Annotated in this window: 4 protein-coding genes; all 4 read left to right on the top strand. The window is 44.9% G+C overall.

The genetic code is table 11. The features are described 5' to 3' along the window. The first annotated feature begins 225 nt into the window (after positions 1 to 225). The 4 genes from CTT30_RS19945 (at position 226) to CTT30_RS19930 (ending at position 19,871) form a co-directional block, all read left to right on the top strand. Positions 226 to 11,430: a tandem large repeat gene (locus tag CTT30_RS19945; protein ID WP_255906571.1), complete on the top strand. Its 11,205-nt coding sequence runs from the start codon at positions 226 to 228 to the stop codon at positions 11,428 to 11,430. A gap of 743 nt (positions 11,431 to 12,173) precedes the next feature. Then, positions 12,174 to 13,847: a hypothetical protein gene (locus CTT30_RS19940; protein ID WP_252036761.1), complete on the top strand. Its 1,674-nt coding sequence runs from the start codon at positions 12,174 to 12,176 to the stop codon at positions 13,845 to 13,847. Continuing rightward, positions 13,844 to 15,268 carry a TolB-like translocation protein gene (locus CTT30_RS19935; protein WP_252036760.1) on the top strand — a complete coding sequence of 475 codons (1,425 nt, stop codon included), beginning with the start codon at positions 13,844 to 13,846 and terminating at the stop codon, positions 15,266 to 15,268. Before CTT30_RS19940 ends, CTT30_RS19935 begins: the two co-directional genes overlap by 4 nt. After that, a complete protein-coding gene (locus tag CTT30_RS19930) occupies positions 15,261 to 19,871 on the top strand; it encodes an OmpA family protein (RefSeq protein WP_252036759.1) in 4,611 nt (1,536 codons plus the stop codon). Before CTT30_RS19935 ends, CTT30_RS19930 begins: the two co-directional genes overlap by 8 nt. Positions 19,872 to 19,923: the final 52 nt, after the last annotated feature.

The raw sequence follows: 19,923 nt of genomic DNA, 5'->3' as shown, positions 1-19,923 counted from the left end.
TTAAAGCATAAAATCCATATAAAAAAATAATTAATAATAGTGATAATAAGTCGCTTTGAAGGCTTGTATATACTTTATGCCATTAGGCTAGGCAAACAAATATTTAAAAGCGTTTTATTAGTAGTAAATGTGATGTTTTATATAGTCAATATGCCATGTTGAGAAAATTAATTTCCTAAATATAATCGTTGAAAATTTAACTTGTCATTGGCATTGGCTTCAAAAATGAAACACTATAATTATTTAGCACTCAGTGCATCTCTTCTACTTGTCGCATGTGGTGGCGGCGGTGGTGGCGAGGGTGATAGTTCACCACCGTCAAGAACGATTGGTTCAATTTCTGGCAATGTTTATGATGCGCCAGTATCGAACGCGAAGGTCTATATTTGGGAATATGATAACGGCCAGCAAGGGCGGCTCATTGCTTCGACCAAAACAGACTCAAGAGGTAATTATAGTGTTTCGGTGGAATCTGCTTCACGCCCTGTATTGATTCGTGCTGAGGGAGGATCATATATCGATCCTGTAACAGGGGAAGAGGTTTCTATCAGCGCGAACAAAGTCCTCAAGTTAGATAGTGTTGTCAATTACGTTGAAGGCTCACAGCAGTCAGTCATGGTGACACCTCTCACCAATATGGCAGCAGGCTTAACAAAACATAAGCTGAGCAAAGGTATCAGCGATTCATCAGCGGTTTCCCAATCCATTAGCGCTATAAGTGATATGTATGGGTTTGACGTTAATACGACTGAGCCGATCGATATCACGAATGGCGCTCAAAGCGCGTATGCGACTGATGGCCATAAATATGGCGCGTTGCTAACGGCCTATTCTTCCTACGCTAAGGACCTGATCACTCAGCATGGTGGTAACACTGATAACCAATACACTTCAATTAATTTAGCAAGCATTCAATATAATGACATCAGTTCTGATGGCTTATTGGATGGAATGGGGAAAATCGGTAACCATGATCAGCCATTAGATTTTGGTGCGGTGAGAGTCACCAGCGAGCTATACACCAATGAGTTAGCTAAGCATGTGATGATCGTGGCCAATAGCCCTGAGCTTAATAAGTCGAGTATTGGGGCCGAGGAGTTTGATTCTTTTGGTAAGAAAGTCAATGCTATCGGCTCCGGTGGAGATACTAATGTCATTCCTAAACGTGATGAAACCGCTATCGACTCGACTCCTCCAGTCGCAAGTCGACCAGATGAAACTGAAAACGATGTTATTGCACGTACAGGTAGTGTTGAAGTCAAACTTGAGGATGAAGTTGGGGTTGATGTCCCTAAAGTCGTACTTGAATCATTTTTGAGTGGCACATGGACTGAATTAGATACGTGTCAAGTTGGTGAGATAGGTTCTGGTCACTGCGCTATAGACGTTACTGGTTTCGAAAAGGGCTTAAGAAGCTCGAATGTTAAAGTCAAAATCGATACCGTTTCCCTGGACCAGCTCAACATCAGTTCTGGTCAGGCGCGCCTTGTGTTTTATACCGTAGACGTACTTGGCAACACAATCGTTAAGGATTCTGCGGAACACAACCCTCATATCATTAATTTTTCTTGGGATAACCAAAAGCCAATCATTAAAGTGATTTCTGGTCAGACTATCCGTAGTGACAGTACTGAGACCGACTATATTTTATTTGGTACCGTCACAGAAAGTTCGCCTGGTGGAAGTGCTGTTACTGTTTCATTTAAAGGGGATACACCTGAAGAGTTAGTTTGTTCTCCAACTGCAGAAGAAGGCACATGCGAGTTTTCTAACAAATATCCTCTTTCTCAATTTTCAACGACATCAACCAAGTTTGAGATAAGAGCAACGGATGCTCAGGGCAATATTGGTGAGAAGACTCACACGGTAACGAAAGATGATCAACCGCCGAGTCAGGATATCTCTTATCCAGCCACCCAGTTTAACTTTGTACTTGAAACGGCGTCGGGTGATCGTACTAGTTACCCTGATGCGTATACTCGAGATACATACGATGCCACATCCGTAATCACATCAAAAAACTACCTCAAAATCGATTATCAATATGCGGCTAGCAAGATTAAGAATAATACTGATCTTAATTTCCAGTCGTTTACTACTAACTATCTAGATGTTAACAAAATCCCGTACATTAAGGTGGTGGTAGAAGATGCTCGTTCGTCAGATGGTGTAGATGTTGGCTCTCCAGCCAATAAGTTGAAGTTAGAGGTGCGTTATTTTGTCAAAAAAGATGGCCAAGGCGAATACGAGCTCAAAAATACGACCACGGCTAATGCCTTCCTTGACCAAGACGCTGTACGTATACCACACGAAGCCATAGTAGAAGAAGAGGCTCAAGAAGGAGAAGATAAGTGGGTATCATCAATGACCTACTACATCCCGTTGACTAGGGATATATTAGGCGATTCATTTAGTAATGTGTCTGAGCTAGACGCGCAAAAACTTGTCATTCGCACTTCCGATGACTCAAAGAATTACTCAAGTGAAGAAACGGTGTATTTCAAAACTACCTTTGATCTTCCCACTTATACGGTAGTGACGCCCTTTGTCGGTGCGTTAGCACAGCTAGAAGGATTGAATACAGCGGATGGGGAGTTTATTGGTTTAACCACATGTCAAACATCAAGAAGATCTGAGTCTAATTCTGTATTAGCACGAGATGTTGCGACTTGCTCTTTGACAACTGACATTATCGGCTATGACTTCCTGCGAATCAGACTAGCAAGCCCTACTGCATTAAATACACACTATTTCAATTGGACTAATGACAGCAGCGATCCCGTGTCGGTTAACCTAGACGATGCCAACTTTGGGGTCTACTTTAAGCCTGATGGTTCAAGCAGTTATTATGTGACTGAGCTTTCTGCCTACCACACTGGGTTATTTGACTATCGTTGGAATAATTACCAAGGGGCGAAGGACGTAGAAGCTGCAGAATCCATTCTTGCCGAGGTCAAAAATGCATTGGCGTTAAAAACACCAGGCAGTTTTTTCGGCTTTGACCCTACCACCACCAGTTATGCAACCAACGAAATGCTGTTGAATGGTACTCCTAGTCAGCTAAGTGTTGAGTACCAGCACCGCTTCCTTGCTGAATCAATTGCAAGTTTGTCTGAAAAGGCGCTACGTTATGATTCAGCAGGCTTTGCCACCGCTTTTTACGACGATCTAAGCGCAGATGGCAAGCCTGATGGTAAAGGGAAAAGCGGTAGTGGCATTAAACTTGATAATTACGAGTTGAATGCAGAAACTTATCGTACCGATTTAGCCCAAGCATACTTTGATTTACTTACGGGTAAGCATACTGGTAAACCTTGGGTAACAGACAGCATTGCACAGTTGTTTGCGGATGATATATCCAAAGCTAGGCCCATGTTAGGTACTCTGGACCTATTTGGTAAAGATGGGGTAAGTATCGACCAAGACGCGCCTAACGTGGAACTAACGGTAGCGGGTAGAACTTATACTGACAAGAATCAACAATATGTCGCGGGTCCGATTGAAGCGAAATTGGTTGTCTCTGACCCATCGGGCATAAAAGATGATGCATCTACTCGGTTAACTTTCGCTCCGATGTGGTACAAACGCTCAACCCCTAATGACGAAGAACCAGCCAATGACATTTCGTTCACACCAAACGTGAACAATGATGAATACGTAAAACAGTTCGCTTTTTCTGTAAATACCGCGTTAAGTGAGCATAAAGACAAAGTGGAATTGGCTATCCATACCAGTGCAATGGATAACCAAGGGAACGGCTATGGCTACCCAGATAATAAGCGTAAAGATTCTCTCTTCATCGATAACGAACCTCCTAAAATCTCCTTGATTCGCCCTGAGGATCCAAAAACCGAGAATCAGCTTGAAGACAGCGTATACCTTAATACCAACAACGAACTGAAGCTACAGTTTAACGTTGTGGATACTGTCAATGACCAAAAAGAAAAGCGTGTTCTGCTATTCAAAGATAGCTCGGGTAAAATTAAGAGTTATGATGCCAATAAATTTGCTATTAATGACCCTGATAGCTTTGTTATTAACCTGTGTAAGGAAGTCGTTTGCGATAATAAACCCGTCTATCCAGGTGAAGGTGATTGGGAGGTTTATGTAAAAGCGATCGATAACTTGGGCAATGAGGTAAATGAGAACTCAATATCAGCACCGAAGTTTACAGTTCGGGTTGACTCAGTACCGCCTGAAGTTGAAAACAGGACCGCAGAAAAAATGCTGGGAGGCAATACCACATTAAATCCTGCGCCTATCTGGGGCGATCATAGCCCAGGTGACAAACTTGATTTGCAACTTAAGATAGGTAATGTCCTTGTACCCAATTTAGGCCTTTGTAGTGATGACGATACTGTGCCTTGTTTGGAAGGGACTCAACCTAACGTTGGCGTCAAGCTCGTAGCCGATGCCTTTACGCATGGTCAAACCAATACCTTGTTCTATACAGCGACAGATAAGGCATACCCACCGAATACCAGTGGGAGAGGAGAAATCAAATTTCAAGTCGATAAACAAGGGCCCGTTATCAACTTCCAAGACCCATGGTTAGTCGACTATGTCTCACAAAAGACTGGTGTATTGGGAGCTAAGTTCTCGGCGAAATTTAATAGCGTCACAGATGACTCCGGCGTAGAGAAAATCTCGCTTTATCAGAAAACAGACTCCGGTGAAACCTTCTTAAAAGATTGGACAGCAAGCGAGTGGAGCTCTAGCTTTGAGGGCACATACTCGGCAATCAATGACGAGAACAAGATTGTTACAGACGACAGTAACCGCGCTAAGCTTTTTGTTAAAGCGACCGACATTCATGGATTTGTATCAAGTTCCAATGTGTCTAATGTGATCATTGATACGCAAGGCCCATCACTAAAATTGAATGGGCATCAAGAGAATGATTTTTATGTGCCCGGTTATGAGCTCACGATCATTGCTGAAGACTATGACGACAACGGCTCGATAAACTCAAATGGTGTAAATAAGGACAAGTTTGAGTATTGGATATTCAAGGGCGATGTTGCGCCAAATGGAGAAGGAACCAAGCCAAAGAAAGTTGATGGCCAATATAAGATCCCACTACCGTCAAATCTCGATACAACGGGTGAAGATGCTATTACCGTAAAACTGAAGGCGCAAGATATCCGCGGCAATGTTTCCACGGTGCCATTTAAACTGCATATCAAACAGACACCACCAGCCGGAAGATTAATTGATGTTGTGTACGCAAGCAATAATGAATCTATTGGCACTGCTATTACTAAGGATGACCATATCAAACTCCTTCTGGAGATTTCAGATATTAGCGGCATAGGTCAGATAACCGGCTCTTACCACTTTGGGAGTGAAGAAGCCGGAACTACGACTGATGAAGAAGCCGGAACTACGCTCAGCTTTACTAAGAAAGGTGAGAAACAATGGGAATCTGTTATTCAAAAAACCGCGCTGGCTAAAGACGGTACCTACACTGTATCTATTTACGCATACAACAAGGCCAAATACTTAGATGGAGGGGATAACGCACAGCAAATACCTCTAAAAATAACAGAGACGTTAAGTGTTCAAAAAAAGGGTGTACGGCTTAAGGTTAAATCGCCGGAAGATTTCCAAAACTTTATAGCCAATGGCGAGCTAAAGGTGGATTTTGAGGTAACAAGCGCAGTCACACCAAATGAGCTCCAATGTTGGGTTCGTGAAAACTATACGTTGGACCAAGCACCGACAGATGAAGGAGCGACCTCTGGGCTAATAAAAGGTGAGCTTGGGAATACCCCAAGTTGTACGGTGAAGTCTAATCAGAACTTTCAAGACTCACCTGTGGTATTAATTGTTCAAACCAAAGGCACCAATGGAACACCGAACGTGCAAAGGTTTACGTTCAATCAAATGGATGTCAACCCACCAACGTCTGGGCAAAAAGACTACTTATTAAAGGGTGAACACGTTATTCCAGCGAGTCAATCTCCAAATAATAAAAAGCAATTAAGTATCCAGCTCGGATTTACTGACGATCAATCAGGGGTGAATATTAGCAATATAGATCAGCAAGACTTTAGACCATACCTTGCTAGAATCAACAATATTACTCCAATAAGGCCTAAAGAGTGTCTACGCAATTCTGATGGTCAAGTGACGTGTAGCTATATTGCGGATTACGCAACCTTCATCGCTTCAACAGACGCGGAGCATATCTTTAACGTTAAGAACGTAAATGATAATGCAGGTAATACGGCTGACGTCTCTCAGCTTTCATTAAAGCTTCCGGAAGGCAAGCCGACAGTTGCAATCACCAGTACAGACGATATTGCGACCCCCCTTGCTCAAAACACCGTCGTTAAGGACCAGATAAGCATCAACCTTAAAACGCTGTTACCTAATGGCTCGAAGCTGGAAGTGTTAACTGTCAAGGTAGGTGACACCACTTATTCTACTGCCAATACCAATCATAAGGATAACTTTGGTGCAGTAACAAAGTGTGGAGAGAATGACGAATACCTATGTTCGGAGTTTAACGCTGATCTGTCTGGCTCTGACGCTCAATCCTTGACGGTTACAGCAAGAGCGATGGATGTGTTTAACCTCAAAAGTGCTCTTAATGGTGAGTCTAATCAGGTAACGTTTATCGTTGACAAAGAAGCCCCTAAGGTTGGTAAAACTGTTGTGATAGAGTCACAACCGGGCGACAAAGTCAGATTTACTTTCCCCATTACCGACAGCGGAAGCGGGTTAGCTAAAGTCACTTACACAGTGACAGAGCTAGGAACGAATTTCACCAGAGAAGAAAAAAAAGGTGATGACCCTACCTACTTTGAGGTAGAGGCATCGGAACTGGCTAACAAGAACAAGTTGACAGTAACTGTCACGGCTGAAGACAAAGCGGGCCACGTGTATACAGAGAATAATATGGAGGTCAATATAGCGCTACCCACTGTAGCGTTATCTCTGAAGGATAATCCGCGTATAGAAGGGGGATTGCTTGTACTTGGCCGTACCAGTCAAGAAATGACACTAGAAGTGAATGCTACGAGTAGTATTACTGCAAAAAGTTACCGTATCACTCTTGTGCCTGTTTCAACTGGAGAATCAATCGAACAGTCGGCGACGTTTGTCGGCACGTCTGCGACCAGTACATTTAGCTTCAAAGACACGGATCAAGGCCAGTACATGTTGAAAGTGGCAGTAACGGACTCGATTGGTCGCACGCTTGAAACGTTCACTTACGCGGGTAATGAATATGGCGTTGAAGGCATAAAGTCTGTCGTTGATACCCAAGACCCGAGCGTGAGTAACCTAAAAGCCGAGCAAACAACCTTCGCACCAGATGATAATGGCGAATACTTAGTCGAGGTGACTGCAAACGTCTTGGATACGAACTTGAAAGAGGTGAATGCAGAGCTTGCGTTGAAAGCAGGTGGCAACAAAATACTGCCTAAATCTGTAGAAGAACCGACGGACGATAGTAAGCCGTACGTCTTCAGTTTCTCCGTCCCAGCGGGTGTTTATCGGGTTTCGATTAACGCGCGTGATCTTGCCGGAAAGGTCAATTCATCGCAAGAAATCGAGACCACGGTAGTAGCCGCTACGACCCCAGAGGTAAAAGCAATATCAGCCACACCGCAAGGTCCGATTGGAGGTGATAAACAGACTCAGCTGAAAATCGAGTTTTCTGAAAAGGTCCAAGACTTTACTCTGAGCGATATAAAACTCACCCAAGCGGGTGGAAGTGATGATGTGGGCACTCTGAGTGGATTATCTACAACAGACAACATTATTTGGATCGCTAACTACAAAGCGCCTCAAGGAGAAGATAAAACCATCACCTTTACCCTAGAAGACGATGCCTATCAAAGTGAGAAGGGAATCAAGGGTAAAGGGGATACGTTTAATCTAGAGGTTAAAGGTGTACTGCCAACAGTAAAATCACTATCGCTCAATCCTGAATATGCAGATACAGGGGATACCATCAATGTGACAGTGGAATTTTCACAGCCGGTCTCAGAGCCTTCGGAGTCGTATCTCAATACCAGCACAACCAAAATCAATTGGGATGCTGCTAGCGGTGAAAGTGACCGTTGGACAGGTAAGGTCAAGGTTCCAAGTGCCAATGACACAGATCTTGAAATGCCAATAGTGATTGCTGGTTTTAGTGATACATACACGAATGAGGGCGTAGCCCATCAAGATAAAAAGTTGTTACTGAAACCTAAGGTGACAATCACTGAGCTTGTAGTGAGTGCGCGCAAAGTAACGGTAAAAGGAACTACCACAAGAACAGGGACATCCGCGACGTTGAAGCTAACGTTTGAAGATGAGAGTAAAAACACAGTGAGTCTAGATAAAAACGGAAACTTGTCGGATGGCGCTTTTGAACAAACGGTGACGTTTGATGAGCTATCGAGCTTAGCCAGTGGTTCAGTCGATGTCACCGCAGTGGTAACCAACAGTCAGAATGCTTCAGGTGAAGAGAGCGATACTTTTACCTTAGACAAGCAAGCACCGACGTTGGCATCAACCAACCCAGTGAGCTTTAACCCGGGTTCAGCCGTCGTGGGCACCGACGGTGTGACAGTGACCGTGACTTTTGATGAGGCGGTGACGAAACCTTTAGGCAGCCAACTGGGCGGTGAGACCATTATCTGGGACGCAGCCAGCACGGCTAAAACAGTGTGGGTAGGTCAGGTCAACATTCGCAGCACTGCTACGAAAGCGGAATCCTTGCCACTGAGTATCAAAGGGTTCGAAGACGCATCAGGCAACCCAGGTGCGGAAAACACGGACCACCAGTTTGCGTTGCAGCCAGTAGTGACCATAAGCGAGGTAACGGTGAGCGCAGGGGTGGCGACGGTGAAAGGCAGCATGACCCAATCAGGCGATTCGGCGAAAGTGGCACTGACGTTTTCAGACACAGACGATGGCACGCCTGACGTTAGTGAGACCTACACACTACTGTCGAGCGACAGTTGGACACAAGACGTGGACGTAAGCAGTTTGACGGCTGGCACCATCACAGTAAAAGCAGTGGTCACCAACAGTCAGAATGCTTCAGGTGAAGAGAGCGATACTTTTACCTTAGACAAGCAAGCACCGACGTTGGCATCAACCAACCCAGTGAGCTTTAACCCGGGTTCAGCCGTCGTGGGCACCGACGGTGTGACAGTGACCGTGACTTTTGATGAGGCGGTGACGCAACCTTTAGGCAGCCAACTGGGCGGTGAGACCATTATCTGGGACGCAGCCAGCACGGCTAAAACAGTGTGGGTAGGTCAGGTCAACATTCGCAGCACTGCTACGAAAGCGGAATCCTTGCCACTGAGTATCAAAGGGTTCGAAGACGCATCAGGCAACCCAGGTGCGGAAAACACGGACCACCAGTTTGCGTTGCAGCCAGTAGTGACCATAAGCGAGGTAACGGTGAGCGCAGGGGTGGCGACGGTGAAAGGCAGCATGACCCAATCAGGCGATTCGGCGAAAGTGGCACTGACGTTTTCAGACACAGACGATGGCACGCCTGACGTTAGTGAGACCTACACACTACTGTCGAGCGACAGTTGGACGCAAGACGTGGACGTAAGCAGTTTGGCGGCTGGCACTATCACAGTAAAAGCAGTGGTCACCAACAGTCAGAATGCTTCAGGTGAAGAGAGCGATACTTTTACCTTAGACAAGCAAGCACCGACGTTGGCATCAACCAACCCAGTGAGCTTTAACCCGGGTTCAGCCGTCGTGGGCACCGACGGTGTGACAGTGACCGTGACTTTTGATGAGGCGGTGACGCAACCTTTAGGCAGCCAACTGGGCGGTGAGACCATTATCTGGGACGCAGCCAGCACGGCTAAAACAGTGTGGGTAGGTCAGGTCAACATTCGCAGCACTGCTACGAAAGCGGAATCCTTGCCACTGAGTATCAAAGGGTTCGAAGACGCATCAGGCAACCCAGGTGCGGAAAACACGGACCACCAGTTTGCGTTGCAGCCAGTAGTGACCATAAGCGAGGTAACGGTGAGCGCAGGGGTGGCGACGGTGAAAGGCAGCATGACCCAATCAGGCGATTCGGCGAAAGTGGCACTGACGTTTTCAGACACAGACGATGGCACGCCTGACGTTAGTGAGACCTACACACTACTGTCGAGCGACAGTTGGACACAAGACGTGGACGTAAGCAGTTTGACGGCTGGCACCATCACAGTAAAAGCAGTGGTCACCAACAGTCAGAATGCTTCAGGTGAAGAGAGCGATACTTTTACCTTAGACAAGCAAGCACCGACGTTGGCATCAACCAACCCAGTGAGCTTTAACCCGGGTTCAGCCGTCGTGGGCACCGACGGTGTGACAGTGACCGTGACTTTTGATGAGGCGGTGACGCAACCTTTAGGCAGCCAACTGGGCGGTGAGACCATTATCTGGGACGCAGCCAGCACGGCTAAAACAGTGTGGGTAGGTCAGGTCAACATTCGCAGCACTGCTACGAAAGCGGAATCCTTGCCACTGAGTATCAAAGGGTTCGAAGACGCATCAGGCAACCCAGGTGCGGAAAACACGGACCACCAGTTTGCGTTGCAGCCAGTAGTGACCATAAGCGAGGTAACGGTGAGCGCAGGGGTGGCGACGGTGAAAGGCAGCATGACCCAATCAGGCGATTCGGCGAAAGTGGCACTGACGTTTTCAGACACAGACGATGGCACGCCTGACGTTAGTGAGACCTACACACTACTGTCGAGCGACAGTTGGACGCAAGACGTGGACGTAAGCAGTTTGGCGGCTGGCACTATCACAGTAAAAGCAGTGGTCACCAACAGTCAGAATGCTTCAGGTGAAGAGAGCGATACTTTTACCTTAGACAAGCAAGCACCGACGTTGGCATCAACCAACCCAGTGAGCTTTAACCCGGGTTCAGCCGTCGTGGGCACCGACGGTGTGACAGTGACCGTGACTTTTGATGAGGCGGTGACGCAACCTTTAGGCAGCCAACTGGGCGGTGAGACCATTATCTGGGACGCAGCCAGCACGGCTAAAACAGTGTGGGTAGGTCAGGTCAACATTCGCAGCACTGCTACGAAAGCGGAATCCTTGCCACTGAGTATCAAAGGGTTCGAAGACGCATCAGGCAACCCAGGTGCGGAAAACACGGACCACCAGTTTGCGTTGCAGCCAGTAGTGACCATAAGCGAGGTAACGGTGAGCGCAGGGGTGGCGACGGTGAAAGGCAGCATGACCCAATCAGGCGATTCGGCGAAAGTGGCACTGACGTTTTCAGACACAGACGATGGCACGCCTGACGTTAGTGAGACCTACACACTACTGTCGAGCGACAGTTGGACACAAGACGTGGACGTAAGCAGTTTGACGGCTGGCACCATCACAGTAAAAGCAGTGGTCACCAACAGTCAGAATGCTTCAGGTGAAGGGAGCGATACTTTTACGTTAAATTAAAACTCGTATTGTCTATAAATAGGTCGTATATATAGACGGTGCTTTAATTTTTGAACCAAAACGCCAATTTTTATTGGCGTTTTTTTTATTTAAAATATCTGATGATAAACGAAATGAATATTGAAATAGTCTGATTGTACATTCACTCGATTAATTGACTATCTTACGCTCGATAATGGCTGTCGAAGTGTAATTAATTTCATGAATTTCGCCACGTTGCATTGTGTCTCAGACCTTGTATAGTGGCGCTGCGCCTAAGGGTGCTATCCTGCACAGGTGGTGAATACTATCTGTTTAGTATCTACAATATATTGGTACATTGACGTGATATTCAATCACGTCTTTTTTTTATTTCTTATTCACTCAGCGTATATTAATAAAGTCATAGATGTAGATACAATGCATCTTAGTCATCAATATTAGAAACGACAGCTGATTATAGTAATAATTACTAACATTTAATCACAAACTGTTCAGTATGGAACGGACGTCATTTTTATGAATTTTGGTTGCCATAAATGAGACATACCTTTATGTGCACTAATGACGTAATGATTAGTTAAAGTGGTGTTATTTTGAGTTATTGTGCCTATTTTACTGGTTTATTTTACTTATTGTATTTAGCTTGTTGAAATGTAATAAGTAACTTATTACCATGAAGGCCACCAAATCGTTACAGAGACCTCTTTTAGGGTCTACTTGTTACCGCAATCAAAAGACATTAATGGTTGTGGAGAACTAAAATGCAATTAATTTGCAAATTTGTTCCAGGAAACTCAGTTTCTAGGGACGTGTTAGACTACATACTGTCGCCAGATGAATGCATCGGGCAGCTTTCGCGTACGCGCAATCTTCAGGATATCCTCAGACAGCTCCCTAAGCCTTTGTCTGATACTCTCCCTCAGTCGGCTAAAAAAGATACCCACAGCCTTTTATCTTCGATCAAACAGCGTCTTGTACGTGCAGAGTGGGTGGCTTTGTCCTCCTTTGCTCGGCGAACTCCTCTCTCTGATGCTCAGCTTGAAGCGTATCCAGCGCTGAAAATGCGGATTGATCAATTTGCCGCTGAACAACCGAAAAAGATCATCAAAGCGAACTACAAGGCTGTTACAGACGATGTACCTTTGGCGCGCAACCTTAGCTATACGCCTGTTGAACCGTCTCCGGATAAAAAAATCGTGATTGAGTTTGCGGGGCAGTGGCCTAGTAATGCCGCTTACCTGATTTTATCCGCAACGGACAATCAGAAAGAAAAGATTGCTAAACCTCGCAAAGACTCTAGCAAAAGCCACCGCAGTGTTGCCGTTTTTAAGGGCCTCGAAGCAGAACCAAGGAATCTTTATTTAGCCATTCCTATTAGCGGCTCTGCCGCCCCACTCAAGTTATTACTGGCAGAGAATGTTGAGCCAGTGGACGCCAGCGACGAGATGGATGAATGGGATAATGTGTTAGTGCCCGTTCGACCGCTAGCGTATCTAGATGGTAGTAAAAGTAAAGATAAGGCTTCAGAGTTACGTGGTGGTTATCTTTACGTATTCTGGAAGGGTAAGCTGTGGCGTGAAATGGCGATTACAGACAAGGGCTACTATCAGGATGTAGACGTCGAGTATTACCGCAGCCTCTATCAAGAAGAACAAACGAAAGAGCAACCTAAAGCTATTCAACGTGAAGCGGAAGGATTTGCAATATCTCAGTTTTGGGTTCCTTACAAAGTCCTTGGCGAGGTGCAAGAGGGAGAAAATGGACTTAAAGTCATATTTTCTCCAAAACAAAAGCGATTCAATCAGATAGAGTCATTAGAATCTGATGCTGCATTGCTAGAGAAATCGAGCACGCCACTCGATGAACTCAGTAATTACAGTTCTGAACAAGCATTCTCTACACAGGAATTTACCTCAGACGTTGATAACGCCAAAGTCCATGCAGTTGGTGAAGACGATATGCCATGGCTGAGTGACCAACAGGTCTTGGTCCGTAGTTACGATCAAAGTAATACCGTGATTGCCTATGTCGATGGTAAGAATAGTGGTTTTAAACTTTCCGTTGAGACCGGGCTAATGGATTTTGACACCGCCATTACCCACTATGCCGTGTTGTCTGACAGTGAGAGTGACTGGGTACTGAGTGAACCATTAGAATACAGCGAAGACAATCCGCATTTTGCGACGGCGATATTGGGCGGCTTCCCACCTAAGGGCAAGTTTACCCTGCAAATCTCCTCGCCAGGGCACATCCACCATTCTGAACTGGTCTTTAGTGACCTAACATTCGAGCAAATACTGGCATGGTCTGAACCAGCAGGTCCTGCCCCGGCGCTGGAACCGCTTCCTGAAATGAGTGCAGAAGATCAAGCCGCAGTGGACGACCTTAAAAGCTATATGTCGCTATGGCGAGAAGAATTAGGACTATCAAAATGAACAAAAAAATTATATTTGGCGTCTCGGCCATGGTGATATTGGGGCTTGGTGCAGGCGCGGTATTTAGCCCACAAATGACTCAATGGTTAGACGCAAGGGCCAAAGCCAAGGCCGAACAAGCAAGATACGATATAGCGCTTAAAAAAACAGTCTCTTTTCTTGACTCGCGCCCCGGAGAATCATCCGCTTTAGCTTGGTGGTATTTGAAGGTGTCTGATCCGAGAGCCGCGCCGCTGGCACAGTGGGACAAGCCAGGTGATAAGCCGCAGATAATGACGCAAATTTATGTCGAGGAAAACCAAAAACAAGCTGGCTTATATACCATGAACTTGGATGGTACCAACTTACAAACATTATTGACCGCTGACGAAGTCAAGGGATCGGTAAGCTTTACAAAAAACCTTCGCCCACAGCGCTCGCCCAATGGCCGTTATGTGTTTTTTAATACTGGATTATTTTCTCAGCAAAAAGGTTGCGTCCTGGCGGATTTAAAAACCCGTCAAATTGAGCGCTTTGGCGGCGACTGTAACTTTGGTGGTTGGCTACCAGATAGCAGCAAAGCTTATGTTTCCGAGCTTGTTACAGCGTATGAAATTGATACCGCGACAATGACAATAAGCCATTTACCCCTTACTGTGCCAAACCCTGATACCCCTGAGTTAAGAAAGGCTTGGTTTGATGGAAATGACCATGCGAAAGATAAGATAAAACGGGTACGGCTGGTGAATAATGGCACTCAATTACTGGTCAATATCAAAACCAACTATAACAAGTCTACCTTACAGGTCAATGCTAAGCCTACCTATTTAAGTTATAAAGTGGGTGATTGGCAAAACTATCAACAGTCAGATTTTTACCCGCAAGACTGCATTCGTGAAGATTATATTTATTGGCGTGAAGATGGTGGCGCCTTTAGCTGTAATACTTCGGAAGGTTATCGCGCCTATAATGCCTACGACTTGAGCCAGTCAGCTTTGATGGCAGATGATGCTCGTTATCCACTTCAGCTTGGGCTTTTTAACGGTCAAGAAGCGATTACCCCTAGGTTTACTCGCGTGCGAAAATCAGACGAAATTTCGCCGATAGATACACTGCGCTATTTCTATCAGTTAGCCAACCCGCGTGATAAGATCTATGGTTTTTCACTTTATATCCCGCCAGCTTTAAGCCAAGGCTTTAATCAATATGATCTTGTGCAAGACTTACCTGCTTTACCTACTTATAGTCAATACAAATCGGCGTTTGCTATTAACTACCAAGAAGAATTTGATAAATGTGAGTTGCTTTGGCAAACGCCGAATGACTCTAAATGGACTCGCCGCGATTTTAATGGTTGTAAAAGGCTGTGCCAAATAGAGAAAGTCGGCAGCCATTTTATTTCGGGTGATTGCAAGGCAATGAAGGAGAACCGTCGTGGCTAATTCTAAATCCATCTCTGGCATCTATCTATTTGGTCAGCTTGCGCAAGGAAAAGAAGTTGATAAGCATTGCCGCTATTTCCCCTTGCCAAATATCTGCTTTGCCCGCGCTGATGACAATACCGCAGTGACAATAAGCTATGACGGTGAGGGAAAACAAACCCAAACCCCAGCTAAAGCATCGCTGTTATTTAGTGATGCGCTGGGCAAAATCACCGCCTTTACCAGCCCTGAATCAGGCCAACTCAGTCAAAACTTACCATTGCAAGGTAACCCTGCATTGGCCACCAATTTTGAAGCAGGCAACCCTAGACTGTTATTTTTCCCGCCTTATTTAGCGCCGGTGCATTTACTTAGCAAGCAAGGCAAAGATGGAAAATGGCTGGCAAATTTGTACAACGATTTGATATCTAGTGCTAATCAGTCGCCTAATAAAAACTATTTTTCAGCGCTTGATATTAAAGATATTCACACAGCTCAAATTATACCCAGCGATCAGGTCGGCGACTCCAACTACGCCAAAGCGATTGGTGAAGTTGAACGATCATTAACACAAAAACACTTAAGCTCAGTACGGGCTCTGGTGCTGCCGCAGCAATTTACCATTGTGGTGCAATTTTCTAGTGCGCAATTTGAAGGCGCAAACGTCACATTGTCTAACTTTCCAGAGCAGCTAAGAATTATTGGTAATAGCGAAGAGAACACCAACTTAACCGCAGTCAGTAAAGTTCAAGCGGTCAACTTTGACGATGTCGATGGAACAGATGAGAATGCCTATGCAGCGACCTTTTGGGTGATGTCGGATTCGGTGTTTGCCCTGAAAGAAGTCAACCAATATTGTCGTTTTGATATTGATTTAACAACAATAACCAATGACGATGGCCTTGAATTTTGGAAAGACGAAAACGTTGAGCAATACAGCTTTTGTGAGCGAGTATTGCATTTACCAATCCAAACCCCGCTTGGGCGCAGTGCCTTAGTGAATGGCGATCCTGTGTCGGTCGAAGAAGCACTGTTTAATCAAGCGCCTCACCTATACCCTGATTTACTTGCAAAGCTGAAACAAAGCCCGACAGATTTACCTGAAACACTCGCTAGTGAACAAAGTAAACCTATCGCTGCTCAGTTATGGCATAGCGTGCAAATGAACAAAGCCTATATCGAAAGCGCAGCGCAGGCAATGCAGCACAAGCTAAGCTGGCAAACGGTGGCTAAGATAGCGGCGGCTTCAATGGGCACGAGTGCAGACAGTGAGCTAAAAAATATCGCTGGGGCCACGGCCGCCTCATTAGCCATCATGAGCAAAGCCTATGAAATAGATAATGCCGCCTTTGGCCAAAAATCGATTGATCTGATTAAACTTTTTGGTGATAAAGGCAATATTTTATTCGATGGCTTAAAAGATAAAATTAACCTTGTTGAAGTCCCGCCCCAATGGCGAGCACTCATGCAGAATATGCAGGTGTTAGAAAACGTTGGCAAGGGCTTTTCAATTGCAGATGCCGTGATGAAAGGCGGCAGTCTGGTTGAAGCATATAAGAAGGGTGCGAAAGCAAGCAAGAAGCTTGACACTGTGGTGGTTGAGTATTTGGCTACAGTGCAGCAGCCTGGTCAGAAAGCACTGGCAGATTTTAAGGAGAAAAAAGCGCTGTCTGAAGTAGAAAAGAGAGCGCTTGAACAGCTTAAACAAATGTTACCTACACTGGGTGATAGTGATGAAGTGACCGCCGATACGCAAGTTAAGCAAGGGCAACATCTATTTGAACTAAGAAGCACCACCTTTGCTTTTGATCGTAGTGAATTCGCCAGCACACAAGCACGAGAAAAGTTGGTCAAATTGGGTGAGATTCTGTCTCAGTTAGATCAGCCTATTCCCATTACCATTAAGGGTCATACTTGCTCAAGAGGCTCAGTTGACTATAACCAAGATTTGTCACAGCGCAGGGCTGACTTTGTACGAGAATGCATTCTCGAAGGTGTTGCACGCAACCAAGCGATATGGAAAAACTGTATTAAGAGTATTGGCTACGGAGAGCAAGTTCCACTAGTTGCTAATGATTCAGAGCAGGAAAGACGGCGCAATCGCCGTGTTGACATGATCCTTCACTTTGAAGCCATATTGGATTACCCCTTATCTCGCAGCGCGATTACTGTGGTTGAAAAAGCGCGCCAAATGGCCATTGCTGAGGAACTCAAACTCGATAAAGCGACGCTGGACGCCATTGAGCTGGCGCTGGATACTGCTCTTGATGTCGCTTCGATTACGCCTTGGGGAGCGGCTGCGAATTTCCTTTATACGGTGACCAAAGAAGGTTCGTCGCTGGTTTCGAATCTGTATGACTTGTGTACGGAGAATGCTGACACCCTGAAATTGCGTAATAACCTTGAGCAAATCCAACATCAAAACTTTGTCTCTCAAGAACAGCTGCTTTCTTTTGGTTCACAAAGCTTAAGCGAGCAGATGAAGGCGAGTTATTATAAACGGGCACATGCGTTGAATGGCTTAAGTCGTTTATTACTTGAGCGTAATTACCAACAAATGAGTGGCGATGAGGTTAGCGTTGAACAACAACATATTGATGGTTATATCCAACAATTTTTATTAAAAGACCAATGGCAGCTAGATGAAAATGGTTTTGGTATGGTTCATTTAGATGAATACTATATGGACTCAGATTACGCTGAAGCAGAGCTATCACTACTCAAAGCCAGTACTTATTCTGCTTATGCTCAACTTGGGGCGAGTATTGTCTATGACAGCGTGGATGATTGGCTATCCAATGAGCAAGATGATGCTCCCAAACCTTTTATGCAATATTGTCCAATTCATTACCGCGCGTCATCAAGCATCAAAGCACTGATCGATATGTTTGAAGTGCCATTCGATACTAATGAGCTTAAGGCCTTGTACCAAGGTGCCAAACAGTCGATTTCGGTGAAAACATTGCGCGAAGGTGCGCGCCAAGAATGGTTATCTTTGCATGAGCATTTGCAGCAGTATGATTCTTTATCTCCGCTGGATGAAGTGAGAATCATTGTGGTGCTAGATAACAAGGCCATTCAAGCAGTACCTGAAGAAAAACGACAGCTTTTGCATCGTGTTGGTATTGAAACACAAACAAAATGGAGTTGGCTAAATCACTCCGAGTTGACGGATAAAGTTATCGAAGGTTCTAAAATCGTTAGTAAGAGCTCTGAATATTTGCGTGAAATCACCCCTCTGCTTAAGAAAATGAAGTTAACATCAAGTGAGCGGAGCATAGTCACTCAAGGCTCAGGTAAAGAAATTTGGGGAGCGATTATCGAGCCGTCTTATGTGTTTGGCGCTAATAAAATCAAAGGTACGCGACCATGGTTAGTAAATGATTCTTTTGACGCGTTTTATTTAAAAGCGCTGTTTAAAGATGAAGGTAGAGAAATTCGTTCTGGTGAATTGTCGCTGAGCTACGAATATTTTGCTGGAATAAAAGGTGTAAAAGACTCATTCAAGTCAATAAGCTATGACAACTGGGGGCCGTGGGATACGTCAATATTTAATTTAACTATGAGTCCTTCAAGGCTGTATCAATTTGGTGATAGTAAAGATCCCAAGCATGCGGATCATTTATTAGTGTCAGAGAGCTTTCTATTTGCTCCAAAACCAGACTCAGGTATGGCACAGTTCCCGAAAGTGTTTGATGAGCCTGTTGTTGAGCTTCATATTATGCAAAAAGGACTCTCTGGAGAGCACTCCGATTATAACAATTACTATAAAGATGATGTCGAAGGCTTTGATTGGGGTAAATATGTCAATTGTCTCGCTGTAGTAAAAACGCGCCACTGTGATGACAAATTATTTACTAATGCTGGTTTTGCGCCGGGTAAAGTTGTAGGCGTCGATGCTAAATTGAGAGAAGTCGATATGGCAAACAATGTTGATTTTATACCGGGAGTGTCAGGTGGGGAACGTTTTTCTTTGGGTAAAACCGAGTTGTATCGAATTGGAACCATTGTAGAGAAGGATGATAAGTGGACATTTGAAGCCTTTACCTTGCAAGGCGGTGGGAAGTCGTCACAACCTAAGCTTTCTAGTCATCTTAAATCTCTATGTCGATACTATTTGGACATGGAGCCTGATCAGTTAAGAAAACATGTGATAACCAGCTATGGGTTTGGTAAAGAGACGGATATTTATGTTCAAGTTCTCAAGCCAGAGTATGTGAATGCGTTGGGAACGAAAGTTCATGGTCTGAAACCGTTCAAACGGGTAGAGACGCTATCCGATATTGATTACCTAGAACTTAAACTTGAGCTTATTGGCCCGATGGGCTCAGGATTAAACGCTGAGTCTGATGAACTTAAGGTCAATCTTCATTCATTTGATCGAAACGATATCCCCGAAACATGGTACACATGTAGTGATAATGTTCTCCGATGTGCTAAGGAAATTATCCAGGTTGAGGAAAAAGATAATTACTATACTAAGCGAACTATTGCGCAGACCTATGAGCAAAGATACTCAGATATTTTGCCCGCCATTCGCTGGTTAGAGGCGAAAGACGAAGACTCTGAAAAGCTTTCAGACGAGCAACTTGAACTGATTAACCAATGGATTGAAAGTAATTAAGAACAATAAATAGACCTAAAAAAAGCCATTTCAGTAATGAATGGCTTTTTGC

The sequence above is a fragment of the Vibrio coralliilyticus genome (genome assembly GCF_024449095.1).
In the GTDB taxonomy this organism is placed as follows: Bacteria; Pseudomonadota; Gammaproteobacteria; order Enterobacterales; family Vibrionaceae; genus Vibrio; species Vibrio coralliilyticus_A.
This window is presented reverse-complemented; position numbering and strand designations above follow the sequence as displayed.